The following is a 19,619-nucleotide window of genomic DNA, read 5'->3' on the forward strand; positions in this document are numbered from 1 at the left end:
CGACCGCGAAGAGGCCGACCGACTGACCGCCAGGTTGGCCAGGATCGACGCCATCGAGCGGGATCGCGAGCGGATCGGCGCCGAGCTCACCACCATCGCGGTCACCGAGGCGGTGCTGCGCCGCATCGAGGACGCCGCGGCCGCCGTCGACCGCACCGGCGACCAGTTGGCGCTGACCTCGGCGGCCATCGAATTCACCGCGGCGGCAGACATTCAACTCATCGTCGGCGGCCGGCAGGTCTCGCTGCCGGCCGGGCAGAGCTGGACGACCACCGCCGCCGGACCCACCGAGGTGGCGGTCCCCGGCGTCCTGACCGCCCGGGTCACGCCGGGCGCGACCACACTCAACGTGCACGCCAAACACGCTGCGGCACAGGAGGAGCTGGTCGCATCTCTGGCGGCCGGCGAGGTGGCCGACCTCGCCGCCGCACGATCCGCCGACCAGCGCCGCCGCGAGCTGCAGAGTACCCGTGATCAACTCGGCGCCACCCTGGCCGGCCTGTGCGGTGAAGAGCGGATCGAGGAGCTGCGATCGCGGCTCACCCAGCTGCGTGCCGCGCACCCCGCCGAGACAAGTGTCGCGCCCGTGGACATCGGGGCCGCCCGCGCCGAACTCGCCGCGGTGCTTCAGGCCCGCGACGACGCGTCGGCCGAATACGAGGCCCGCCGTCAGGCCGCTGCCACAGCGACTACCACGCTCGCCGAGTTATCCACGCGCGCAACGGTTCTGCAGAACACTCTGGCGACTCAGCGCGCCGAGCTGAACGCCGCCGCCGGCCGGCTGACGGCCGAGCGGGCATCCGCCGGCGATGCGGAACTCGCGGCCTCGGCGGACACGGCGCTCAGCGCGGCGCAGGCCGCCCAGCAACGCGTCACCGAAGTCGCCGAAGCGCTGGCCGCGGCAGCGCCCGATGCGGTCGCCAGCGAATTGGCCGATGCCGCAAAGGAAGCCGAGTCGCTGCGCGAGCGCTACGAAGAAGCCGCGCGCGCATTACGCGAGATCACCATAGAACTCTCGGTGTTCGGCAGTGAGGGACGCCAGGGCAAGCTCGACGCCGCACAGACGGAGCGTGAGCAGGCCGCCAGCGAGCACACCCAGGTGGGTGGCCGCGCGCGGGCGGCGCAACTGCTGCGCTCGGTGATGACGCGCCACCGCGACACCACCCGCCGTCGATATGTCGAGCCCTATCGCGCGGAACTGCAGCGGCTCGGGCGTCCGGTGTTCGGCCCCAGTTTCGAGGTCGACATCGACAGCGACCTGTGCATCCGCAGCCGCACACTTAACGGCATCACGGTGCCGTACGAATCTCTGTCCGGCGGTGCCAAGGAGCAGCTCGGCATATTGGCCCGGCTGGCCGGCGCGGCCCTGGTCGCCAAGGAGGACGCCGTCCCGGTGGTGGTCGACGACGCGCTCGGTTTCACCGACCCGGACCGCTTGACCAAGATGGGCGAGCTGTTCGACACCGTGGGAACTCACGGGCAGGTGATTGTGCTGACCTGCAGCCCCGACCGCTACGACGGTGTCAAGGGCGCGCACCGCATCGATCTCAGCGCTTAGCCCACGCGGCCGGCCGCGGCCGAACTGCTGGTCAGACCGATTCGATGCCATGCCGGCGCATCGCCTGCAGAATGGGAACATGGTGGGCCCACGCGAATGACGATGAACGCGAAGCGCAGCCGGGTGCAGCAGAAGCTGGCGGAACTGCCCGGCGTGCGACCCGTGCGCCGGCCGATCTCGCCGCACAGCGCCGAAGAGTTCGATCTGTACTACGTGCGCGCGGGCCGCAAGTCTTCCAGTCCGGTGGTCATCATCCCCGGGGGTCCGGGCGTGGCGTCGGTGCAGATGTACAAGGGACTGCGGCGGCGCGCGGCGGCGGCCGGCCTCGACGTCATCATGGTCGAACACCGCGGGGTGGGGATGTCGCGGCACGACGACTCGGGCGCCGATCTGCCCCCGCAATCGATGACCGTGAACCAGGTGGTCGATGACGTGGCCGCGGTGCTCGACGACGCGCAAGCGCAGTCGGCGGTCATTTATGGCGCCTCGTACGGCACCTATATCGCGGCCGGGGTCGGGGTGCGGCATCCGCAGCGGGTGCGGGGCATGGTGCTCGATTCGCCGCTGCTGTCCCGGCACGACATCGTCATCGTGCGCCGCGCGATCCGTCGGCTGCTGCTGAAGGGGGACAGCCCCGAAACCGCGTCAGTGGCACCCAAAATGCGCAAGCTTGTCGACGCCGGGATCATGGATGCGGCGGCAACGCAGGTGGTGGCGACGATCTACGGCTACGGCGGGGCCGACCTGCTCGAGCGGCAACTCGACCTGTTACTCGACGGCCGAAAGTTACTGTGGTGGGCGCTGTCCCGGTTCACCACCATGGGCAACCTGCCGTATCGCTACGAGGAAGACCTGGTGAGCCGCATCGCCTTCCGCGAGCTGGACTATGCGGCCGAACCCGACGGGCTGCCGCTCGACCCCGCCGTGGCGGAAAGCAAAACGCGCACGCAGCGCGTCACTTTCGAGGACGAGCCCTATGATCTCCCGACCGAAATGCCGAATTTCCACTGGCCCACCGCCGTGGTTTCCGGTGGGCGGGATCTCATTACCCCGCCGGCGGTCGCCCAGCGCGTGGCGTCGCTGCTACCCAATGCGGTGCTGTTGAGCCTGCCGAGCATGGCGCACAGCGCGCTGGACTTTCGCGAGCCCGTCGCGCTCGCCAGTGCCGACGCGGTTCGGCGTGCCGACCTGAAAGGGCTCGCCGCGCGGGCGTCGGCGCTGGACGCGCTGCCGCCGCGCCCCGAGGTGCGACTGCTGTGGAAGGCGCTCGGAGCGGCGGCCGTCGTCGAGGGCGCGCTGCCGATCCCGAATCGGCTGCGCCGGCGGCTCAATTCCGCGTGAACCCGATGGCGGTGTAGTCGAGGTCGGCGAGACCGGCCGCGCCGAAATTGGCCAGCGTGCCGCGCACCGCGACATCCCCGGGCGACTGCGTCAGCGGAAGGCTGAATCCTTCGGCCCAGATGAGCTTGTCGAGATCGTTGGCCAGCGCCCGCGCCTTGGCCGGGTCGAGTTCTTCCAGGGTGCTTTCGATGGCGGCGTCGATCTGTTCGCTGCCGATCTTGCCGAAATTGCTTTCCCCGTCCGACTTGTAGATCTGGGTCAGCGCCGAGAGCGGGAAGGCGTCGCCGAGCCAACCGAACTGGGCCATATCGAAAGCTCCGACGTTGATGTAATTGGTGAAAAAGCCGCTGCCGGAGCGGGAGACGAGCTCGAGCTTGACCCCGATCTGGGCCAGGCTGTGCTGGGCGATCTGGGCGAACTGCCGGCTGCCCTGGGCGTCGTAGAACAAATCGCGGATGACCAGCTGCCGGCCATCCTTCTCGCGGAACTGGCCAGTCCGCTTCCAGCCCAACGCGTCGAGCTCCCGGCTGGCCGCGGCCGGGTCGTAGGGCACGACCGAGCTGTTGTCCTGATAGCCCTGCTGGCCGGCGACATAGATGTGGTTGCCCAGCGCCACCGGGTTACTGGTCAGGCCGTATTGGACGACCTTGGCGATGGTCTGCCGATCGATGCCCTTGGCGACCGCGACGCGCAGCGCCCGGTCGGACAGGATCGAGCCCGGGGCGCCGTTGAAGGTGAAGTGAGACCACGCCGGCGCGGGCGCGCGCCGGATCGAGATCCCCTTGGTGCGCTGGGCGATGGCCAGCTGATCGACGGTGCCGACCCCGGTGGCGTCGATCGTGTTGTTCTGCAGCGCCGGTAGTCGCGCGGCATCGTCGAGCACCAGATAGGTGATGGTGTCCAGGCGAGGTCGTGCGCCCCACCATTTCGGGTTGCGGCTCAACACGATCCGCTGGGTGGTCCGATCCAACGACGAGACGACGAACGGCCCGGCCGACGGTCCGGGACCTTCCAGCTGGCCCTTGTTGAACGCCTCCGGGGTGGCCGTCATGCTCTTGGGTAGCAGCATTCCGTTGCCGGCGAACATGCCGCGCCATTCGGCGTAGGGCTTGGCGAAGGTCATGACGGCCTGCCGGTCGTCGACGCCCCGTGTCACCGAGGCGACGCGGTCCGCACCGCTGGGTCCGGCGATCTCAAAGGTCTTGTCGACCCCGCTTAGCGCGTGGATCTGGCTGGCGATGTCCGCCCAGGTGATCGGCGTGCCGTCCGACCACATTGCCTTGGGGTTGATCGTGTACGTAACCACCTGTGGCGCAGTGCCGGTGAGCTCGATGCTGGTGAAGTAGTCGGTGTCGACCGTCGTGGAGCCGTCGGGGCCGATGATGAAGGCCCGCGGCAGGGTGGCCTTCATCATCGCCGATACGTCGGCCGAATTGCCGTCGATGTGCAAGATGTTGAAGTTCGGTGGAAAGTCGGTGAGCGCCAGTCGCAGGTCGCCGCCGTCTTGCAGAGTGGCCGGATCGTGCGGGTTGACGTCGCTCGTCGAGCCGATCTGCGCGTTCTGGCCCGTTTCGGGAATCAGGCTGACGGCCGGCGAGCAACCCGACAGTGCCAGCATCATCGCGAAACACACCGCCGCGCAGCGGATCGCCCGCCGCGCCAGGACCTCCGGGCTAGGCACGTCTGCCCGGATCCGGTTGCGGCACCGCGTTCAGCAGCCGCCGGGTGTATTCGTGTTGCGGATCGGTGAAGACCTGCCTGCTGTCGCCCTGCTCCACGATGGCGCCGGCATACATCACCACGACGTCGTGAGCCAGGTGTTTGACAACCGAAAGATCATGGGAGACAAACAGATAGGACAGGCCGAACCGCTCCTGCAGGTCCAGCAACAAATTGATGATCCCGGCCTGGATGGATACGTCGAGCGCGGACACCGGTTCGTCGAGCGCCAGGATCTTCGGCTGCAGTGCCAGCGCGCGGGCGATGCCGATGCGCTGCTTTTGCCCGCCGGAGAACTCGGCGGGGTAACGGACCGCGTCGGCGCGGCGCAGACCCACGATGTCCAGCAGCTCGGCGACGCGCGCGTTGGTGCGACCCTTGTCGAACCCATTGGCCCGCAGGGGTTCCGCCAGCAGCTCGAACACCGGTAGCCGCGGATCCAGCGACGCGACCGGGTCTTGGAACACGACCTGGATGTCGCGTCGCAGCGATCGCCTGCGCGCCGTGCTCAACGTGGTGACATCGGTGCCCAGCACTTCGATCGAACCCGACTGGGGCCCGGTGAGTTCCAGGATCTCGTGCAGGGTGGTCGACTTGCCCGAACCGGACTCACCGACGATGCCCAGCGTGCGGCCCTGTCGCAGCTCGAAGCTGACGCCGTCGACGGCGCGGACCTCGCCGGCGCTGCGGCGCAACACGCCCTTGGTCAGCCGGTAGGTCTTGGTCAGGTCGCGCACCGCGACGACCACCGAGGTGTCGGCCGATTCTGCTTGGTGGGCTTCGGTGCTGACGCCGTAGATGTCCGCGGCGCTTCGGCCGTCGACGTGCTCGGTGCGGATGCAGGCCGCCCGGTGATCGGCGCCGACGGCAAGCAATTCCGGCTCGGCGAGCCGGCATTCGTCGATGGCCAGCGGGCAGCGCGGCGCGAACGGGCAGCCGGGATCCAGGCCGGCCAGCGACGGCGGCGCGCCGGGGATCGGCACCAACCGGGTGCCCTGCGCGGCGTCCAGTCGCGGCACCGAACCCAGCAGCCCGACGGTGTAGGGCATCCGCCGGTCCCGGTAAAGGTCACGCACGGAAGCGGATTCGACGACCCGGCCGGCGTACATCACCAGCGCCCGGTCGGCGAACTCGGCGACCACACCGAGGTCGTGGGTGATGATGAGCACCCCGGCGCCGGTGATGTCGCGGGCCGTCTTGAGCACCTCGAGGATCTGCGCCTGCACCGTGACATCCAGCGCGGTGGTCGGCTCGTCGCAGATCAACAGGTCGGGGTCGTTGGCGATCGCGATCGCGATCACCACCCGTTGCCGCTCACCGCCGGACAGCTCGTGGGGGAACGCTCGGGCGCGCCGTTCCGGCTGGGCGATTCCCACCAGTTCGAGCAGTTCCACCGCGCGCCGGCGGGCGGCCTTCCTGCCCACCCGCGGCTGATGAATCTCGATCGCCTCGGCGATCTGATCGCCGACAGTGTAGACCGGCGTCAGCGCCGACATCGGGTCCTGGAACACCATGCCGACCGTTTTCCCGCGAAACCGCGACATGGCGTCGTCACCGAGGCCCAGCAGCTCGGAGCCGTGCAACCGGACCGAGCCGCGCACCTGCGCGTACTCGGGCAACAGTCCGATGGCCGCCATCGCCGAAACGGACTTCCCCGAACCGGATTCGCCGACCATCGCGACGACCTCTCCCGGTTCGATGCGGTAGCTGATGCCGCGCACCGCGGTCACCGGCGCGTCGCCGGCTCCGAAGGTGACCGCCAGGTTGGTCACTTCGAGCAGCGCGCTCATCGGCCCCCACCCCGCAGCCCCGCGCTGCCGGGGTCGAGCGCGTCGCGCAGTCCGTCGCCGGTGAGATTGGCGCACACCAGGATCAGCACCAGCACGCCCGCGGGAAACAGAAACACCCACGGAAAGGTGGTCGCCGATTGGGTTCCGTTGGCGATCAACGTTCCCAGCGACACGTCCGGCGGCTGGATACCGAAACCGAGGAAGCTCAGGCCGGTTTCGGCCAGGATGGCCGAGGCGACGTTGAGGGCGGCGTCGATGATCAGGATGGAAGCCACGTTCGGCACCACGTGGCCGAGGATGATGCGACTGCTCGACACCCCCATATACCTTGCTGCCCGGATGAATTCGCGTTCACGCAAGCTCATGGTCATGCCGCGCACCATGCGCGAGCTGACCATCCACCCGAACCCGGCCAGCAGCAGCACCAGCATCAACACGTTGGCCGAGTTTTTGATTCGCGGTGTCACGATGGCGATAAGGATGAAGCTGGGCACCACCAACAGCAGGTCGACCAGCCACATCAAGGCGCGGTCGCGCCAGCCACCGAAATAGCCGGAGATCGACCCGACGGTGGCGGCGACGCCGGTGGAGATCACCGCGACGCAGACGCCGATCAGCATCGATTTCTGCATGCCGCGCAGGATCTGCGCCAACAGGTCCTGACCCAGCGCGTTGGTACCCAGCCAGTGCCGCGCGTTCGGCGGCGCCAACAGCGCGCTGAAATCGAGGTCCTCATACGAGTACGGCAGCACCGCGGGTAGCGCGTAGCTGCAGACGAACAACAGCACCAGCAACACCAGCGACGCCACCGCGAACCGGTTGCGGCCGAACCGCCGTAGCACCAGGGTGCGCCGTGAGGTGAAGTCCGCGACCTCGTGGCCCGAAAACCCGTGGGCGCCATCGACGTTCGTCTCAGAGGTCATGGGCGCCCCTCCTCGTCCTCGCTTCGCGCTGCATCGTTGGCGGCGCGGGTCATGACACCCGGACCCGCGGATCAAGGGCCGCGTAGAACACGTCCGAGAGCAGCCCGGCCAGCAACACCACCGCCCCGGAGAACAGCGTGATCGCCGCGATGATGTTGGTGTCCTGCGTCGCGATGCCGGCCACCAGCCATTCGCCCATGCCGTGCCAGCCGAAGATCTTCTCCACGAACACCGCTCCGGTGACCAGGCCGGCCACCCCGTAGGCGAACAGGGTGGCCAGCGGGATCAGCGCGGTCCGCAGCCCATGCTTGACCAGCGCCCGCCGGCGGGTCAGCCCTTTGGCGCGCGCGGTGCGAATGAAGTCCTGGCCGAGGACGTCGAGCATCGCGTTGCGTTGGTATCGGCTGTAGCCGGCCGCGGCGGCCAGCGCCAGGGTCAGCGACGGCAGGACCAAGTGCCGCAACCGGTCGAGCAGCTGCGCACCGGTCCCGCCGGTCACCCCCGGTGAGGTCTCCCCGGTGTAATCGAAGACGTGGATGCCCAGCGCCCAGTTCACCCGCAGCGCACCGAGGATCAGCAGGCTGGCGATCACGAACGTCGGCGTGCTGAGCACCAGCAGCGCCACCAGGGTGACGACGCGGTCGCTGAGTCGATACTGCCGAATCGCGCCCCACGCCCCGGCCGCGATGCCCAGCGCGGTGCCCGCCAACGAACCGATGACGAGCAGGCGCAGCGTGACTCCGACGCGACGCCAGAGCGTGGTCCCGACGGGCTGCCCGGTGACCGTCTTGCCGAAGTCGCCGCGCACGGCGTGCGACGCCCAGTGCGCGTAGCGGATCGGTATCGCCTCGTCCAGGCCGAGGGTGTGGGCCTTGGCGTCGATCACCGCCTGCGGCGGCCGCGGGCTGCGCTGCAGCAGGCTGTCGAGTGGCCTGAAGGCCACCGACGTCAGGCAAAACGTGAGAAACGATGCCAGCGCCAGCAGCACAACGTAGTTGAGCAACCGGCGTGCCAGAAATCGGGTCATGCCCGTCCGCACACCCCACGTCGCATTGGGACAGGCTATCGAGCCGGCAGCACGGCGTCGCGCGTTGCGGCGTCCGGTGCGCTCGGTCGCTTTCGATCCGGTTGATTCTCACCGGTGAATCGCGTGTGATCGGTTGTTAGGATCCACCGCGGCGCCGGGGCCGTGCAGCAAACGCGCGCGTTTCGGGCCGCGACACTCCCAAGGAGGCTTGCGTGACGGTTACTGATGATTACCTGGCCAACAACGCCGAATATGCGAGCACTTTCGAAGGGCCATTGCCGATGCCGCCGGGCAAACATGTCGCGGTCGTCGCGTGCATGGATGCCCGGCTCGATGTCTATCGCATCCTCGGCCTCAACGAGGGGGAGGCCCACGTCATCCGCAACGCCGGCGGGGTGGTCACCGACGACGTCGTCCGCTCGCTGGCCATCAGCCAGCGGTTACTGGGAACGCGGGAGATCATTCTGATCCACCACACCGACTGCGGCATGCTCACCTTCACCGATGACGACTTCAAGCGCAGCATCCAGGAGGAGACGGGCATCAAGCCCGGGTGGGCGGCCGAGGCGTTCGGCGACCTCGCCGAGGACGTCCGGCAGTCGCTGCGCCGCCTGGAGGCCAGCCCGTTCGTCACCAAGCACGTCTCCGCGCGCGGATTCGTGTTCGACGTGGCCACCGGCAAGCTCGACGAGGTGACCCTCTAGCCGGTCAGCCGACCTTGTAGGTCGCCAGCGCCTTGGCGACCAGCGTCCCCAGCGGGTCGACGATCTCGGCCTCGCAGTTGACCAGCGAGCGGCCGCGCCGCAGCACCCGGCCGACGCCGATGACGTCGGTGGCCCGGGCCGGGGCCATGAAGTCCAGCGCCATGGAGACGGTCACGCCCCGCAGTTCGGGCGGCGCCTGCGCTCCGCACCACGCCGCCGCCATGACGGTGAGATCGGCGAGCGTGGCGATGGCGCCGCCGTGGACCATGTCACCGATGGTCACGTTGGACGGGTCCCAGGGCAGCCGCAGCCGCACCTCGTCGTCCTCGAGCCGGTCGGCGACGATGCCCAGCTTGACCGCGAAGGGGGACTGGGGGAGGAACTGCGCGATGACGTCGCGACCGCTCGGTGTGGCTGGTCCGGCGGGTTGAGGGGTGGCAGTCATCCGTCCATGCTTTCGCACCGTCACCGGCGGCAAAAGTACCGCCGCGCCTCTTGACGCGATGTGTCCGGTGGCCGCCGCGCACGCCACCAGGCCGCCGGCTCGTCCGGCCCGCGGTTGACAGCGCCAACGGGAACTGGTCTTATATTTTGTTAAAGTGCCAAAGTTGGTCATTTCTGCCAGGTTTAACGAGGGAACGCTTATGACCGGTGATCTGAAGGTGGCCCCCGCCGCCGGGCAATACGAGTTGAGCCATTTGCGCTCGCTGGAGGCAGAGGCGATCCACATCATCCGGGAGGTGGCCGCGGAGTTCGAGCGGCCGGTGCTGCTGTTCTCGGGCGGCAAGGATTCCATCGTCATGCTGCACCTGGCGCTGCGGGCGTTCCGTCCCGGGCGGTTGCCCTTCCCGGTGATGCACGTCGACACCGGCCACAACTTCGACGAGGTAATCGCCACCCGCGACGAGTTGGTCGCCGAGCACGGCGTGCGCCTGGTGATCGCCTCGGTCCAGGAGGACATCGACGCCGGGCGGGTCGTTGAGCCACGCCAGGGGCGGAACTCGATCCAGACCGTGACCCTGCTGCGCGCCATCCGCGAGAACAAGTTCGACGCCGCCTTCGGCGGAGCGCGCCGCGACGAGGAGAAGGCCCGCGCCAAGGAACGCGTCTTCAGCTTCCGCGACGAATTCGGCCAATGGGATCCCAAGGCGCAGCGGCCCGAGCTGTGGAACCTCTACAACGGCCGCCACCACAAAGGCGAGCACATCCGGGTGTTCCCGTTGTCCAACTGGACCGAGTTCGACATCTGGTCCTACATCGGCGCCGAGAACATCGCGCTGCCGTCGATCTATTACGCGCACCAGCGCAAGGTGTTCCGCCGCGACGGCATGCTGCTGGCGGTGGACCGCAACATGCAACCGGGTGACGACGAGCCGGTGTTCGAGACGACGGTGCGTTTCCGCACCGTCGGCGACGTCACGTGCACCGGATGCGTGGAATCGCAGGCCGCCACGGTGGACGAGGTCATCGCCGAGACCGCGGTGTCCCGGCTGACCGAGCGCGGGGCCACCCGGGCTGACGACCGCATCTCGGAGGCGGGCATGGAAGACCGCAAACGGCAGGGATACTTCTGATGACAACGCTTTTGAGGCTCGCCACCGCGGGTTCGGTCGACGACGGCAAGTCCACCCTGATCGGCCGCCTGCTGTATGACTCCAAGGCCGTGATGGAAGACCAGTGGGCCGCGGTGGAACAGACGTCTAAGGACCGCGGACACGACTACACCGACCTGGCGTTGGTGACCGACGGCCTGCGGGCCGAGCGCGAACAGGGCATCACGATCGACGTCGCCTACCGCTACTTCGCCACTCCCAAGCGCAAATTCATCATCGCGGACACCCCCGGCCACATCCAGTACACCCGCAACATGGTGACCGGGGCGTCGACCGCGCAACTGGTGATCGTGCTCGTCGACGCGCGACACGGCCTGCTGGAGCAGTCGCGCCGGCACGCCTTCCTGGCATCCCTGCTGGGCATCCAGCACATCGTGCTCGCGGTCAACAAGATGGACCTGATCGGTTGGGACAGAGAGAAATTCGAGGCCATCCGGGACGAGTTCCACGCGTTCGCCGCGCGTCTGGACGTGCACGACGTGGCCACCATTCCGCTTTCGGCGCTGCACGGCGACAACGTGGTGACAAAGTCCGACCAGACGCCGTGGTACGAGGGCCCGGCGTTGCTGTCGCACCTCGAGGAGGTGTACATCGCCGGTGACCGCAACATGGTCGACGTGCGGTTCCCGGTCCAGTACGTCATCCGCCCGCATACCCGCGAACACCAGGACCACCGCAGCTACGCCGGCACGGTCGCCAGCGGGGTCATGCGGCCGGGTGATGAAGTGGTGGTGCTGCCGGTCGGCAAGCGCACCCGGATCACCGCGATCGACGGGCCGAATGGTCCGGTGGAAGAAGCGTTTCCGCCGATGGCCGTATCGCTGACCCTGGCCGACGAGATCGACATCTCGCGCGGTGATCTGATCGCCCGCACCCACAATCAGCCCAGGGTGGCGCAGGAGTTCGACGCAACGGTGTGCTGGATGGCCGACAATGCGGCGCTCGAGCCCGGCCGCGACTACGTCATCAAGCACACCACCCGGACCACGCACGCGAAGGTGACCGCGCTCGACTACCGGCTCGACGTCAACACCCTGCATCGCGACAAGAGCGCAACGGCGTTGCAGCTCAACGAACTCGGCCGCATTTCGCTGCGCACCCAGGTGCCGCTGCTGCTCGACGAGTACACCCGCAACCCCAGCACCGGCTCGTTCATCCTCATCGACCCGCGCACCAACGGCACGGTGGCCGCCGGCATGGTGCTGCGCGACGCTTCGGCGCAGGCGGCGAGTCCAAACACCGTGCGGCACAAGTCATCCGCCATCGCCGAGGCGCGGCCTCGGGGCAAGACGGTGTGGTTCACCGGTTTGTCCGGGTCCGGCAAGTCGTCGGTGGCCATGCTGGTCGAGCAGAAGCTGCTCGAAAAGGGTGCTCCGGCTTTCGTTCTCGACGGCGACAACCTGAGGCACGGTTTGAACGCCGACCTGGGCTTTTCCATGGCGGACCGGGCCGAAAACCTGCGCCGGCTGGCGCACGTGGCGGCGCTGCTCGCCGACGCCGGCAATGTCGTGCTGGTGCCGGCGATCAGTCCGCTGACCGAGCAACGTGAACTGGCGCGCCAAGTGCACGCCGACGCCGGCTTCGACTTCATCGAGGTGTTCTGTGACACCCCGATCGAGGAATGCGAAAAGCGTGATGCCAAGGGCCTGTACGCCAAAGCCCGGGCGGGGGAGATCACCCAGTTCACCGGCATCGACAGCCCGTATCAGGCGCCGGTGAACCCCGACCTGCGGCTGACCCCGGACGGCACCGTCGAGGAGCAGGCGCAACGGGTCATCGACCTGCTCGAATCGCGCGGGTAGCACGCCAGGTCAGCCAGGCTGCACCGATATTGCGCCGCCGGGTGGCACAATCCTGTGAGTGCGCATGTCGGCGAAGGCGGAGTATGCCGTGCGGGCGATGATTCAGCTCGCGACGGTGCCCGACGGAACGCTGGTGAAGACCGACGACCTGGCCCAGGCCCAGGGCATCCCGCCGCAGTTCCTCGTCGACATCCTGACCAACCTGCGCACCGACCGGCTGGTGCGAAGCCACCGCGGTCGCGAAGGCGGTTACGAATTGGCCCGTCCCGGCAAAGACATCAGCATCGCCGACGTGCTGCGCTGCATCGACGGACCGCTGGCCAGCGTCCGTGACATCGGGCTGGGCGACCTGCCGTATTCGGGTCCGACGGCGGCGCTCACCGACGTGTGGCGCGCGCTGCGGGCCAGCATGCGTTCGGTGCTCGAAGAAACGACGTTGGCCGATGTCGCCGCCGGTGCCCTGCCCAAGCATGTCGCCCAACTGGCCGACGACTATCGCCGGCAGGAAAGCCAGCGGCACGGCACTGCGCGCACCGGCGACTGAGCGAAGGTTTCCGCTCAGCCCGCCGATCCGTACGGGCTGGTGAGGATCTCCATGGCATGGCCGGACGGGTCCAGGAAATAGACCCCGCGCCCACCGTGGTTGTGGTTGATCTCGCCGGCACGGTTGGCGCCCGGATCGGCCCAGTGCTGCAGGCCGCGTGAGGAAATCCTGGCGTAGATGGCGTCGAACTCCTGCTCGGACACCAGGAACGCGTAGTGCTGGCGCGGGATGTCGGCGCCTTCCGGGGCATCGGCGTAGTCGAGACTCACACCGTGCTCGAGTTCGACAACCATGAAGTGGCCGAAGGGCTTTGGGCTGGGCAGGCCGAACAGCTCGGTGAGGAACTCGGCTGATTCTCGTTTGTCGCGTGCAGCAACGATGGTGTGGTTGAAACTGATGGTCATAGTTCTTTCCAGTCAACCACCGTCCGCCCGGCGCGACAACGCCGCGCTATTTCGGCGCGGTTAGCTCCAGGGCGATGTTGTCGGGGTCGCGGAACTCCAGGATGTAGGACGGTCCGATGTCTTTGACCGGCTCATGACCGACGCCGAGTTCATCGAGATGTGCTGCCGCAGAATCCAATTCGTCTTTGCTGGCGAGCCGGAAGGCAATGTGGTCGAGGCCGACGCGATCCTCGTCGAAGCGGTCCGCGGCCACCGGGCGCAGCCCGAGTAGCGTCCCGCCGAGGTCGTAGATGACGCCGCCGTACAGGAAGCTCAACTGGTTACGGGTGGGTTCATCGGCGTTGTCGGGCACCTCAATCAACACCGGCCAGCCGAACACGCTCTCGTAGAACTGCCGCGACCGCTCGATATCGGTCACGGTCAGCCGGACATGCGCGATGGAACTACTGGTGAACGCCACTCGGTCCATGGTTCCACTGATGGGCTGCATTAGAAACATGCCAAAATTCCCGTCGTGCAGATTGCGATGACCATGCCGGTGATGGAGCCGGATCTGGATGCGACCGTGCTCGAGACCTGGGCGCGCGCCATCGACGAGGGGCCGTTCTCGTCGCTGTGCTGGGGTGAGCGCATCGCGTTCGACAACCCGGACAACCTGACGTTGCTGGGTGCGCTGGCCGCCTGGACCAAGCGGGTGCGGCTGTTGACCACGGTCATCGTGCCGCAGCTCCACCATCCGGTGATGCTCGCCAAGGGGCTGGCGACCGGCGACCTGCTCAGCGGTGGCCGGCTCACCGTGGGCATCGGCGTGGGCGGTCGGCACGAGGACTACCACGCCGTGGGCGCCGATCCGGCGACGCAGACGATGCGGGGCATGGCCGAACGCGTGGCGGTGATGAAGCGGGTCTGGGCGGGGGAGAAGACCTCCGACTCGGTGCTGCCCGTCGGCCCGGCGCCGGTGCAGCCCGGCGGTCCGCCGCTGTTCGTCGGCAGCATCGGACCGAAAACCATCCGCAGTGCGGCCGCGTGGGCCGACGGGCTGGCCGGCACCACCCTGGACCTCGACGTGGCCAAGCAGAACGAGCTGTTCGACGTGACCCGGGCGGCCTGGGCGCAGGCCGGCAAGCCCAAACCCCACCTGATCACTTCGTTCTGGTTCGCCTTCGGCTCGCCCGAGGGGTCTCGCGGCCAGATACACCGGCATCTGCGCCGCTACATGAACTGGATACCGGCCGACTACGTCGACGCGATGGCACCGATGACCGGCTGGGCCGGCAGCGAAGACGAGCTGCTGGACGTGTTGCGCAGGTTCGCCGAGATCGGCACCGATGAGATCCAGCTGATCCCGACCAGCTCGGATATCGACCAGCTTCGTCGCGCCGCGGACGTGGCAGCCCGGCTCTAGCGTCACGGCAACGCCCCAGCTCAAATGGGGTGAATTGCCGTGCCGGCGCGGTGGCGATTTCATTAGCGGCATGACGCAGCAGGAGCTGCCCGCCCCGCTGGCCGAGCTGACCGGGCTTATGACGGAGTGCGCGAACAACGGCGATTACGCCGGGGCCGCGCGGCAGGCGAACGAGCTGGTCACCCTGTGCCGGGCGACGCTGGGTGAGCGTCACCCCACCGTGCTGGAACTCAAGGTGTCGCTGGCCACCGTGCAACTGCGCGCCGGCGACGACGACGTCGCCTACGAAGAGTTCGCGCGATTGATCCCCGACCTGGTCGAGGTGCTCGGGCGCGATCACCTCAGCACCCTGACCGCCCGCCACCTCCTGGCGGGCCGGCAACAACCGCCGCTGTCAGCGCTCGCCGAGTGGTCGCAGCTTTTCGCCGACGAACAGCGCGTGTTGGGCGCCGAACACGAGAGCGTGCTGGTCGCCCGCGAGAAAATCGCCGAGAAGCGCTGGGAGATAGGCGATCTCGTCGGTGCGATGGCCGAGGGTGAACACGTACTCGCCGCGCGGCGACGCCTGCTCGGTGACGACCACGCCGACACCCTCGGCACGCGGTTGATGCTGGCGATCTGGCGGGGCCGCTCCGGTGACGTCCCCACGGCCGTCGCTGAGCTCGAACCGTTGATCGGCGAGCTGCGCGACAAGCTGGGCGACGACCACGTGCACCTGCTGATGGCCCGGCACATGTTCACGCTGTGGGCCCCGGACCTGGCTGGCGTCAAAGACGAGGTCGAGGCGTGGGAGGCGCTGGTCGACGAGGAGGCGCGGGTGCTCGGCGACGAGCACCCGGTGACCGTCGCCGCCCGCCATGAGCTGGCCGGATGGTGCGCCCGACACGGCGGGCGGCCGAAATCCGGTGGCCGATCCGCTTCGTGACCCGCAGGTGTCGCTGAGCGTTCAGGTCGCCGCTTTGTCCGCCGGACGCTCGTCGGCGGCGGGTTCCTGGGGCGGCTGCCCCTTGCGCAGCGTCTCCAGCAGCTCGCGATACGGCCCCACCAGATAGACGGTGTCGCCGCCGCGCAGCCAGGCGTCGCGGCGGGGGTGCAGCTCGACGGGGGTGTCCCGGCGGGTGATCGCGATGACCCGGGTCTGGGTGGACATCTCGAACATGCGCAGTCCGTCGAGTTCGCTGCCGGCCGCCACGTGCATCGCGCCGACCATGAACGAACGCTGCCCAACCGAAAACGTGCCCAGCACCTGTAGACCCATCGCGGCACCGATGAACCAGGGCGCGGCCAGGTCGACGGTCGAGCGAACGTTTTCGAAACCGAACCGCTTGGCCACCGCGTCGCCGAGGGCACGGTCATAGATGCGCAACACGATGGGCACATCGGGCCGGTTGACCTCGGGCATCACCCGGGGGCCCAGCATCTCGCGCAGCACGATCCCCGTCTCGATGTTGACCATGTCGTCCTGGGTCAGCACCGCGACGGCCCGGGCGCGATCGACGCGGGCCGCCTCCAGCGTCTGGCGCAGCGTTGCGTCCCCGAAGATCACGGGCACGTCGAGTTCGTCTGCGGTGGAAAGGAATCGGTTGTTCTCGTCGCGCTCGATCACCGCGACGTCATAGCCGGCGGCGGTCAGGTCGCCGACGACGCGGCTGCCGAACGAGCCCAGTCCGACGACGATGATGTGGTTGCGCAGATGGCGCGCGCGCCGGACCCCGGCCGATTGCAGGAAGCGGCGTGACAGCAGCAAGTCGGCTAGGAACGCGACGAGCAACGCGGTGGTGGTCACGCCGGCGAACATCAAGGCGACCGCGAAGATTCGCAGCCACGCGGGCTGGTGCAGGAAGGTGAATTCGCCGTAGCCCACGGTGGTGATGGTCTCCGCGGTGAAGTACATCGAGTCCAGCCAGGACAGTCGCGGCCTCGTGTACGAGAAGTGCACGACGACCGTCGACGCGAGCAACAGACTGAGCGCGAGCAGCATTGCGGGAAAGAGCATGGGATTGACGTCGTCGCGCATCGCCCGCGCGGCGTCGGAGACCCGCCGCATCCATGACTGGCGCGAGCGGGTCGCGGCCGGCCGGGGAGTTTTGATGCCGCGCGCGGCCAGCTCGTCGGCGCTGCCGATCATGGCGGTCCAGTCGCCCTTGCGCACTTTGTGATCTCGTCCGGGACAGGGCACCACTTCGTCGGACCTCGCGGAGTCCGCGCCGTGGATCACGGCCACCGGTGCCAGGTCGCCGTAGATCTCACGAAGGGTCGCATCGCGCGGCGCCTCGGCCCCCGACACCAGGAATTTGATGCCGGCCGCCTCGACCGGGTGGGTGCTGCTCGCCAGACAGGCTTCGACGACCGACGGCGCCGCGAGGTCGGCGACGTCCAGGATGGCGCCGGGGCCGTTGTCGGCGGCCACTGCTCCGCGCAGCACGTCGTTGCCCAGCCGGGCGACCACGCGCACACGGGGATTAGCTTTCCTTGCCAGCAGGGCGATTTCGAGATTCTTCGCGTCGTCGTCCCCGGCGCAGACGATGGCGTGCGCGCGGGCGAGATCGCCGGCGACGAGCTCCTCGCTGTGCAGCTTGACGATGGTGGCACCCGCGCGGTTCAGTTCCTCGGCAATCGTTGTCGCGAGCGCGTCGTCACCGCTGACGATGATGTGGCGGCGCGTGCTCATGTATCCCCACCCTCTGATGACATTGGCGCTCACTTGTTGCTACGACTATCGGGCACTGCGCCGATGGATGCCAGCGCGACATGTCTGGACTCCTCTTGAGGGAGATAATGACGCGGATCGTCGCTTGACGGGCGAAGCTGTGGGACTGAATGGGAGGGTGCGGTGGAGGGTGGGCCGCTGGATTGGTGGTTGGACCGGATCAACTTACTCATCGACATGACCGGCGATGTCGATCTGGGTGGGGCCGTCGTTCTGGATTATTCGGAGGCATCGTTGTCGGCGCTGGAGACCGCGGCGCGGCATCGGCTGGCCGATCCGGCTGAGGCGCTCGACGATGAACATCAGTCCTTCACGGCGGGAGTGGTGGCCTATCTGGGTGAGGCCTTGATGCGTGTCGGTGGTGGACGGTGGGACTGGGTCGCCGAGCCACCCGAGGGTGTCGCGGTTGGTGACTCCGGATTGCGGCGGCGGCTGTCCGAGCATCGTTGGCGGATCGACAGTGCGGGCGAACCCGATGCGACGGGCTTTCCGATCGTTCGCCCCGATTCCGAATCGGGGCTGGAGGCGTTGTCGCCGACGCATCTGCTGCTGCAGGCGTTGGCCGATGAGAGTGGGGTGTTGGTGCCCGTGTACGGGCGCTGGAAGCAGGTCGTCCAGGATTACGCCGAAGCGCATCCTGGATGGTCCCCGGTCAAGGAGCGCACGCTCGCGGATGGTCTGTTCAACGCTCCGCCGCCCTCGACGGTGCTCGACGACTGGCTGGCTCACCAGGAGCAACATTTCGCCGATTGGGCGGCCCGCAACGGTGGCAATTGGGATTACAGCCCCGACAGCATCAACCGGTTGACCGAGCTCGTATCGCGGAAAACGCCGACTGTCGCCGCGCTTCGGGATCCGGCTAATGGCGAGTTCGTCGAGGGCGCCTGCTACTACCTGGGCGAGATATTGCGGCGCGGTTGCCCCTCGCGTTGGGTGTATCGCGAGTTTCGCGACGAGGGCGACCCGATTACCGCGAACTTTCAACTTCAGTTGAACGATGACGCCGGCTTCACCGGGCCGTTCCATCTGCTTTCGTTCATGCTCGAGCGTGGCGACCTCGGCCGTCCTCGCGCCTACTACGACGAATGGGCCGGCTGAATTCTCAAGCCCGTCAACCTCACTTAGGATCGCGACATCTTGTGCTTCGCCTTCGAGCGCGAAGTCCGACGGGGAGGGCCGCACATGGCTCGGGTTTGGCTGATATGGCGTCGCGTCGTTACGACCGCCCTGGTTCTGGCGTTGGCACTGCTGTTGGCGCCCACGCACCAGGCCGTCGCGGATCCCGCGCCGAAACTGCCCGGCTATTCCGCCGAACAGGATCCGCCGCCGGGCAAGACGCCCCTCACCTATACCTTTCCGTCAGCCAACAGCCTCTCTGCGCTACCCGCACCGAGCCGCGCGGCCTTGATCGATATCAATACCAAGGGCAAGTACAAAGCCGGCACCGAACAACACCTCTACAAGAGCTGGTTGGTCTACCAGAACCAACGGGCCCCTGCCGTGGCGAATCCATTGAGCTGGGCGGACTATCGCGACGCTTACGTACGCGCCTTCAACAATCGCAACACCGGCACCAGCTTCGAAACCGCGCTCGATCAAGAGCTGAAGCTGACGGAAAACGGATACATCCGCAACCGGAAGATCAAGGGCACCTCGATCAACCGCCGCCCTGACTTCCACAACGATCAAGAAATCGTCGAGATCAAGACCGGGGCGGTCGACAAGGCACAGCTCGAAGACTTCCTGCGCATCGCGCAGCAGAGCGGTCGTCGCGTGGTGTACATCTTCCCGGACAAGCCGCCGCCGGCCACGCTTCAAGCCATGCTTGCGGCCGCCCAGGGTCTGGGCGCATCCGACCGGCTATTCGTCCGGTATTACCCGACGGTGGGTGTGCCCGACCCGTCTGGAAAAGCCGTCCTCGCCAGCGGCGGGCAGAACCCCGTCAACGGGGGTGCCGATCAAACCACGGGCGCTTCTCCGGACTCGCCGGCCCAGGCCATCGAACAAGCCTTCGTCTCCGGGCAGGTCAACGCCGACATGGACATCGAACAGGCGGCCCAGGACCCCGAGTCGGTGCCC

At 67.6% G+C, this 19,619-nt stretch carries 18 protein-coding genes; 10 read left to right on the forward strand and 8 right to left on the reverse strand.

Annotation, left to right across the window (positions count from 1 at the left end; genetic code table 11):
- Nucleotides 1-1,558, forward strand: a 1,558-nt coding sequence (locus tag DQP58_RS20295) for an ATP-binding protein (RefSeq protein ID WP_430916353.1), incomplete at its 5' end; no start/stop codon positions are given.
- A gap of 96 nt (nucleotides 1,559-1,654) precedes the next feature.
- The gene (locus DQP58_RS20300; protein ID WP_112710016.1) at nucleotides 1,655-2,899 is read left to right on the forward strand and encodes an alpha/beta fold hydrolase; all 1,245 of its coding nucleotides are present in this window, start codon (nucleotides 1,655-1,657) and stop codon (nucleotides 2,897-2,899) included.
- Here the strand turns inward: DQP58_RS20300 and DQP58_RS27665 are convergent.
- The 4 genes from DQP58_RS27665 to DQP58_RS20320 are packed head-to-tail and all read right to left on the reverse strand — an operon-like array spanning nucleotide 2,886 to nucleotide 8,358.
- Entirely contained in the window at nucleotides 2,886-4,520 is a 1,635-nt protein-coding gene (locus DQP58_RS27665; RefSeq protein ID WP_205869493.1) for an ABC transporter family substrate-binding protein, read from the reverse strand. The two genes, DQP58_RS20300 and DQP58_RS27665, sit on opposite strands and share 14 nt — an antisense overlap.
- Nucleotides 4,521-4,572: 52 nt before the next feature.
- Nucleotides 4,573-6,408, reverse strand: coding sequence for an ABC transporter ATP-binding protein (locus DQP58_RS27670; protein ID WP_112710017.1), 1,836 nt, complete (start codon nucleotides 6,406-6,408; stop codon nucleotides 4,573-4,575).
- Entirely contained in the window at nucleotides 6,405-7,331 is a 927-nt protein-coding gene (locus tag DQP58_RS20315; protein ID WP_112710018.1) for an ABC transporter permease, read from the reverse strand. The genes DQP58_RS27670 and DQP58_RS20315 overlap by 4 nt, the downstream gene beginning before the upstream one ends.
- Before the next feature lie 49 nt (nucleotides 7,332-7,380).
- Nucleotides 7,381-8,358, reverse strand: coding sequence for an ABC transporter permease (locus DQP58_RS20320; RefSeq protein ID WP_112710019.1), 978 nt, complete (start codon nucleotides 8,356-8,358; stop codon nucleotides 7,381-7,383).
- A 212-nt stretch (nucleotides 8,359-8,570) separates the two neighbouring features.
- Here DQP58_RS20320 and DQP58_RS20325 point away from each other — a divergent pair, with 212 nt between their 5' ends.
- A complete protein-coding gene (locus DQP58_RS20325; RefSeq protein ID WP_112710020.1) occupies nucleotides 8,571-9,062 on the forward strand; it encodes a beta-class carbonic anhydrase in 492 nt (163 codons plus the stop codon).
- Nucleotides 9,063-9,066: 4 nt separating this feature from the next.
- Here DQP58_RS20325 and DQP58_RS20330 read toward each other — a convergent pair whose 3' ends face one another.
- Entirely contained in the window at nucleotides 9,067-9,507 is a 441-nt protein-coding gene (locus DQP58_RS20330; protein ID WP_112710021.1) for a PaaI family thioesterase, read from the reverse strand.
- A 199-nt stretch (nucleotides 9,508-9,706) separates the two neighbouring features.
- On the opposite strand from DQP58_RS20330, the gene cysD reads away from it, so the two are divergent.
- Genes cysD through DQP58_RS20345 form a run of 3 tightly spaced genes read left to right on the forward strand, consistent with a single transcriptional unit; the run spans nucleotide 9,707 to nucleotide 13,021 of the window.
- Nucleotides 9,707-10,636, forward strand: a complete 930-nt coding sequence (cysD, locus tag DQP58_RS20335) for a sulfate adenylyltransferase subunit CysD (RefSeq protein ID WP_112710022.1) — start codon at nucleotides 9,707-9,709, stop codon at nucleotides 10,634-10,636.
- On the forward strand, nucleotides 10,636-12,477 hold the full coding sequence (cysC, locus tag DQP58_RS20340) for an adenylyl-sulfate kinase (protein WP_112710023.1): 1,842 nt from the start codon (nucleotides 10,636-10,638) through the stop codon (nucleotides 12,475-12,477). Before cysD ends, cysC begins: the two co-directional genes overlap by 1 nt.
- 58 nt (nucleotides 12,478-12,535) lie before the next feature.
- Nucleotides 12,536-13,021, forward strand: coding sequence for an Rrf2 family transcriptional regulator (locus tag DQP58_RS20345; RefSeq protein WP_066873570.1), 486 nt, complete (start codon nucleotides 12,536-12,538; stop codon nucleotides 13,019-13,021).
- 14 nt (nucleotides 13,022-13,035) lie between these two features.
- On the opposite strand, the gene DQP58_RS20350 is transcribed toward DQP58_RS20345, so the two are convergent.
- Both DQP58_RS20350 and DQP58_RS20355 read right to left on the reverse strand, forming a co-directional pair.
- A complete protein-coding gene (locus tag DQP58_RS20350; RefSeq protein ID WP_112710024.1) occupies nucleotides 13,036-13,425 on the reverse strand; it encodes a VOC family protein in 390 nt (129 codons plus the stop codon).
- A 46-nt stretch (nucleotides 13,426-13,471) separates the two neighbouring features.
- Complete coding sequence (locus DQP58_RS20355) at nucleotides 13,472-13,894, reverse strand: VOC family protein (protein ID WP_066873576.1); 423 nt, start codon at nucleotides 13,892-13,894, stop codon at nucleotides 13,472-13,474.
- Nucleotides 13,895-13,951: 57 nt separating this feature from the next.
- Between DQP58_RS20355 and DQP58_RS20360 the strand changes: the two genes are divergently transcribed.
- Together DQP58_RS20360 and DQP58_RS20365 are read left to right on the forward strand one after the other, a co-directional pair.
- Nucleotides 13,952-14,830: an LLM class flavin-dependent oxidoreductase gene (locus tag DQP58_RS20360; protein WP_112710029.1), complete on the forward strand. Its 879-nt coding sequence runs from the start codon at nucleotides 13,952-13,954 to the stop codon at nucleotides 14,828-14,830.
- A gap of 70 nt (nucleotides 14,831-14,900) precedes the next feature.
- On the forward strand, nucleotides 14,901-15,755 hold the full coding sequence (locus DQP58_RS20365) for a tetratricopeptide repeat protein (protein ID WP_112710025.1): 855 nt from the start codon (nucleotides 14,901-14,903) through the stop codon (nucleotides 15,753-15,755).
- 21 nt (nucleotides 15,756-15,776) lie between these two features.
- Here DQP58_RS20365 and DQP58_RS20370 read toward each other — a convergent pair whose 3' ends face one another.
- Nucleotides 15,777-17,519, reverse strand: a complete 1,743-nt coding sequence (locus DQP58_RS20370; protein ID WP_346427287.1) for an NAD-binding protein — start codon at nucleotides 17,517-17,519, stop codon at nucleotides 15,777-15,779.
- Between the two features lie 144 nt (nucleotides 17,520-17,663).
- Between DQP58_RS20370 and DQP58_RS20375 the strand changes: the two genes are divergently transcribed.
- Complete coding sequence (locus DQP58_RS20375) at nucleotides 17,664-18,638, forward strand: hypothetical protein (RefSeq protein ID WP_112710027.1); 975 nt, start codon at nucleotides 17,664-17,666, stop codon at nucleotides 18,636-18,638.
- 141 nt (nucleotides 18,639-18,779) lie between these two features.
- Nucleotides 18,780-19,619, forward strand: an 840-nt coding sequence (locus DQP58_RS20380) for a hypothetical protein (RefSeq protein WP_133259408.1), incomplete at its 3' end; no start/stop codon positions are given.

Origin of the sequence: Mycobacterium colombiense (assembly GCF_003284975.1) — a bacterium.
Classification (GTDB): Bacteria; Actinomycetota; Actinomycetes; order Mycobacteriales; family Mycobacteriaceae; genus Mycobacterium; species Mycobacterium europaeum_A.

Coding starts and splice junctions, on each gene's coding strand:
- DQP58_RS20365 (WP_112710025.1), top strand. CDS start 14,901: ATGACGCAGCAGGAGCTGCCCGCCCCGCTGGCCGAGCTGACCGGGCTT.
- DQP58_RS20320 (WP_112710019.1), bottom strand. CDS start 8,358: ATGACCCGATTTCTGGCACGCCGGTTGCTCAACTACGTTGTGCTGCTG.
- DQP58_RS20360 (WP_112710029.1), top strand. CDS start 13,952: ATGACCATGCCGGTGATGGAGCCGGATCTGGATGCGACCGTGCTCGAG.
- DQP58_RS20315 (WP_112710018.1), bottom strand. CDS start 7,331: ATGACCTCTGAGACGAACGTCGATGGCGCCCACGGGTTTTCGGGCCAC.
- DQP58_RS20300 (WP_112710016.1), top strand. CDS start 1,655: ATGACGATGAACGCGAAGCGCAGCCGGGTGCAGCAGAAGCTGGCGGAA.
- DQP58_RS20330 (WP_112710021.1), bottom strand. CDS start 9,507: ATGACTGCCACCCCTCAACCCGCCGGACCAGCCACACCGAGCGGTCGC.
- DQP58_RS20350 (WP_112710024.1), bottom strand. CDS start 13,425: ATGACCATCAGTTTCAACCACACCATCGTTGCTGCACGCGACAAACGA.
- cysD (WP_112710022.1), top strand. CDS start 9,707: ATGACCGGTGATCTGAAGGTGGCCCCCGCCGCCGGGCAATACGAGTTG.
- cysC (WP_112710023.1), top strand. CDS start 10,636: ATGACAACGCTTTTGAGGCTCGCCACCGCGGGTTCGGTCGACGACGGC.
- DQP58_RS27665 (WP_205869493.1), bottom strand. CDS start 4,520: ATGATGCTGGCACTGTCGGGTTGCTCGCCGGCCGTCAGCCTGATTCCC.
- DQP58_RS20355 (WP_066873576.1), bottom strand. CDS start 13,894: ATGGACCGAGTGGCGTTCACCAGTAGTTCCATCGCGCATGTCCGGCTG.
- DQP58_RS27670 (WP_112710017.1), bottom strand. CDS start 6,408: ATGAGCGCGCTGCTCGAAGTGACCAACCTGGCGGTCACCTTCGGAGCC.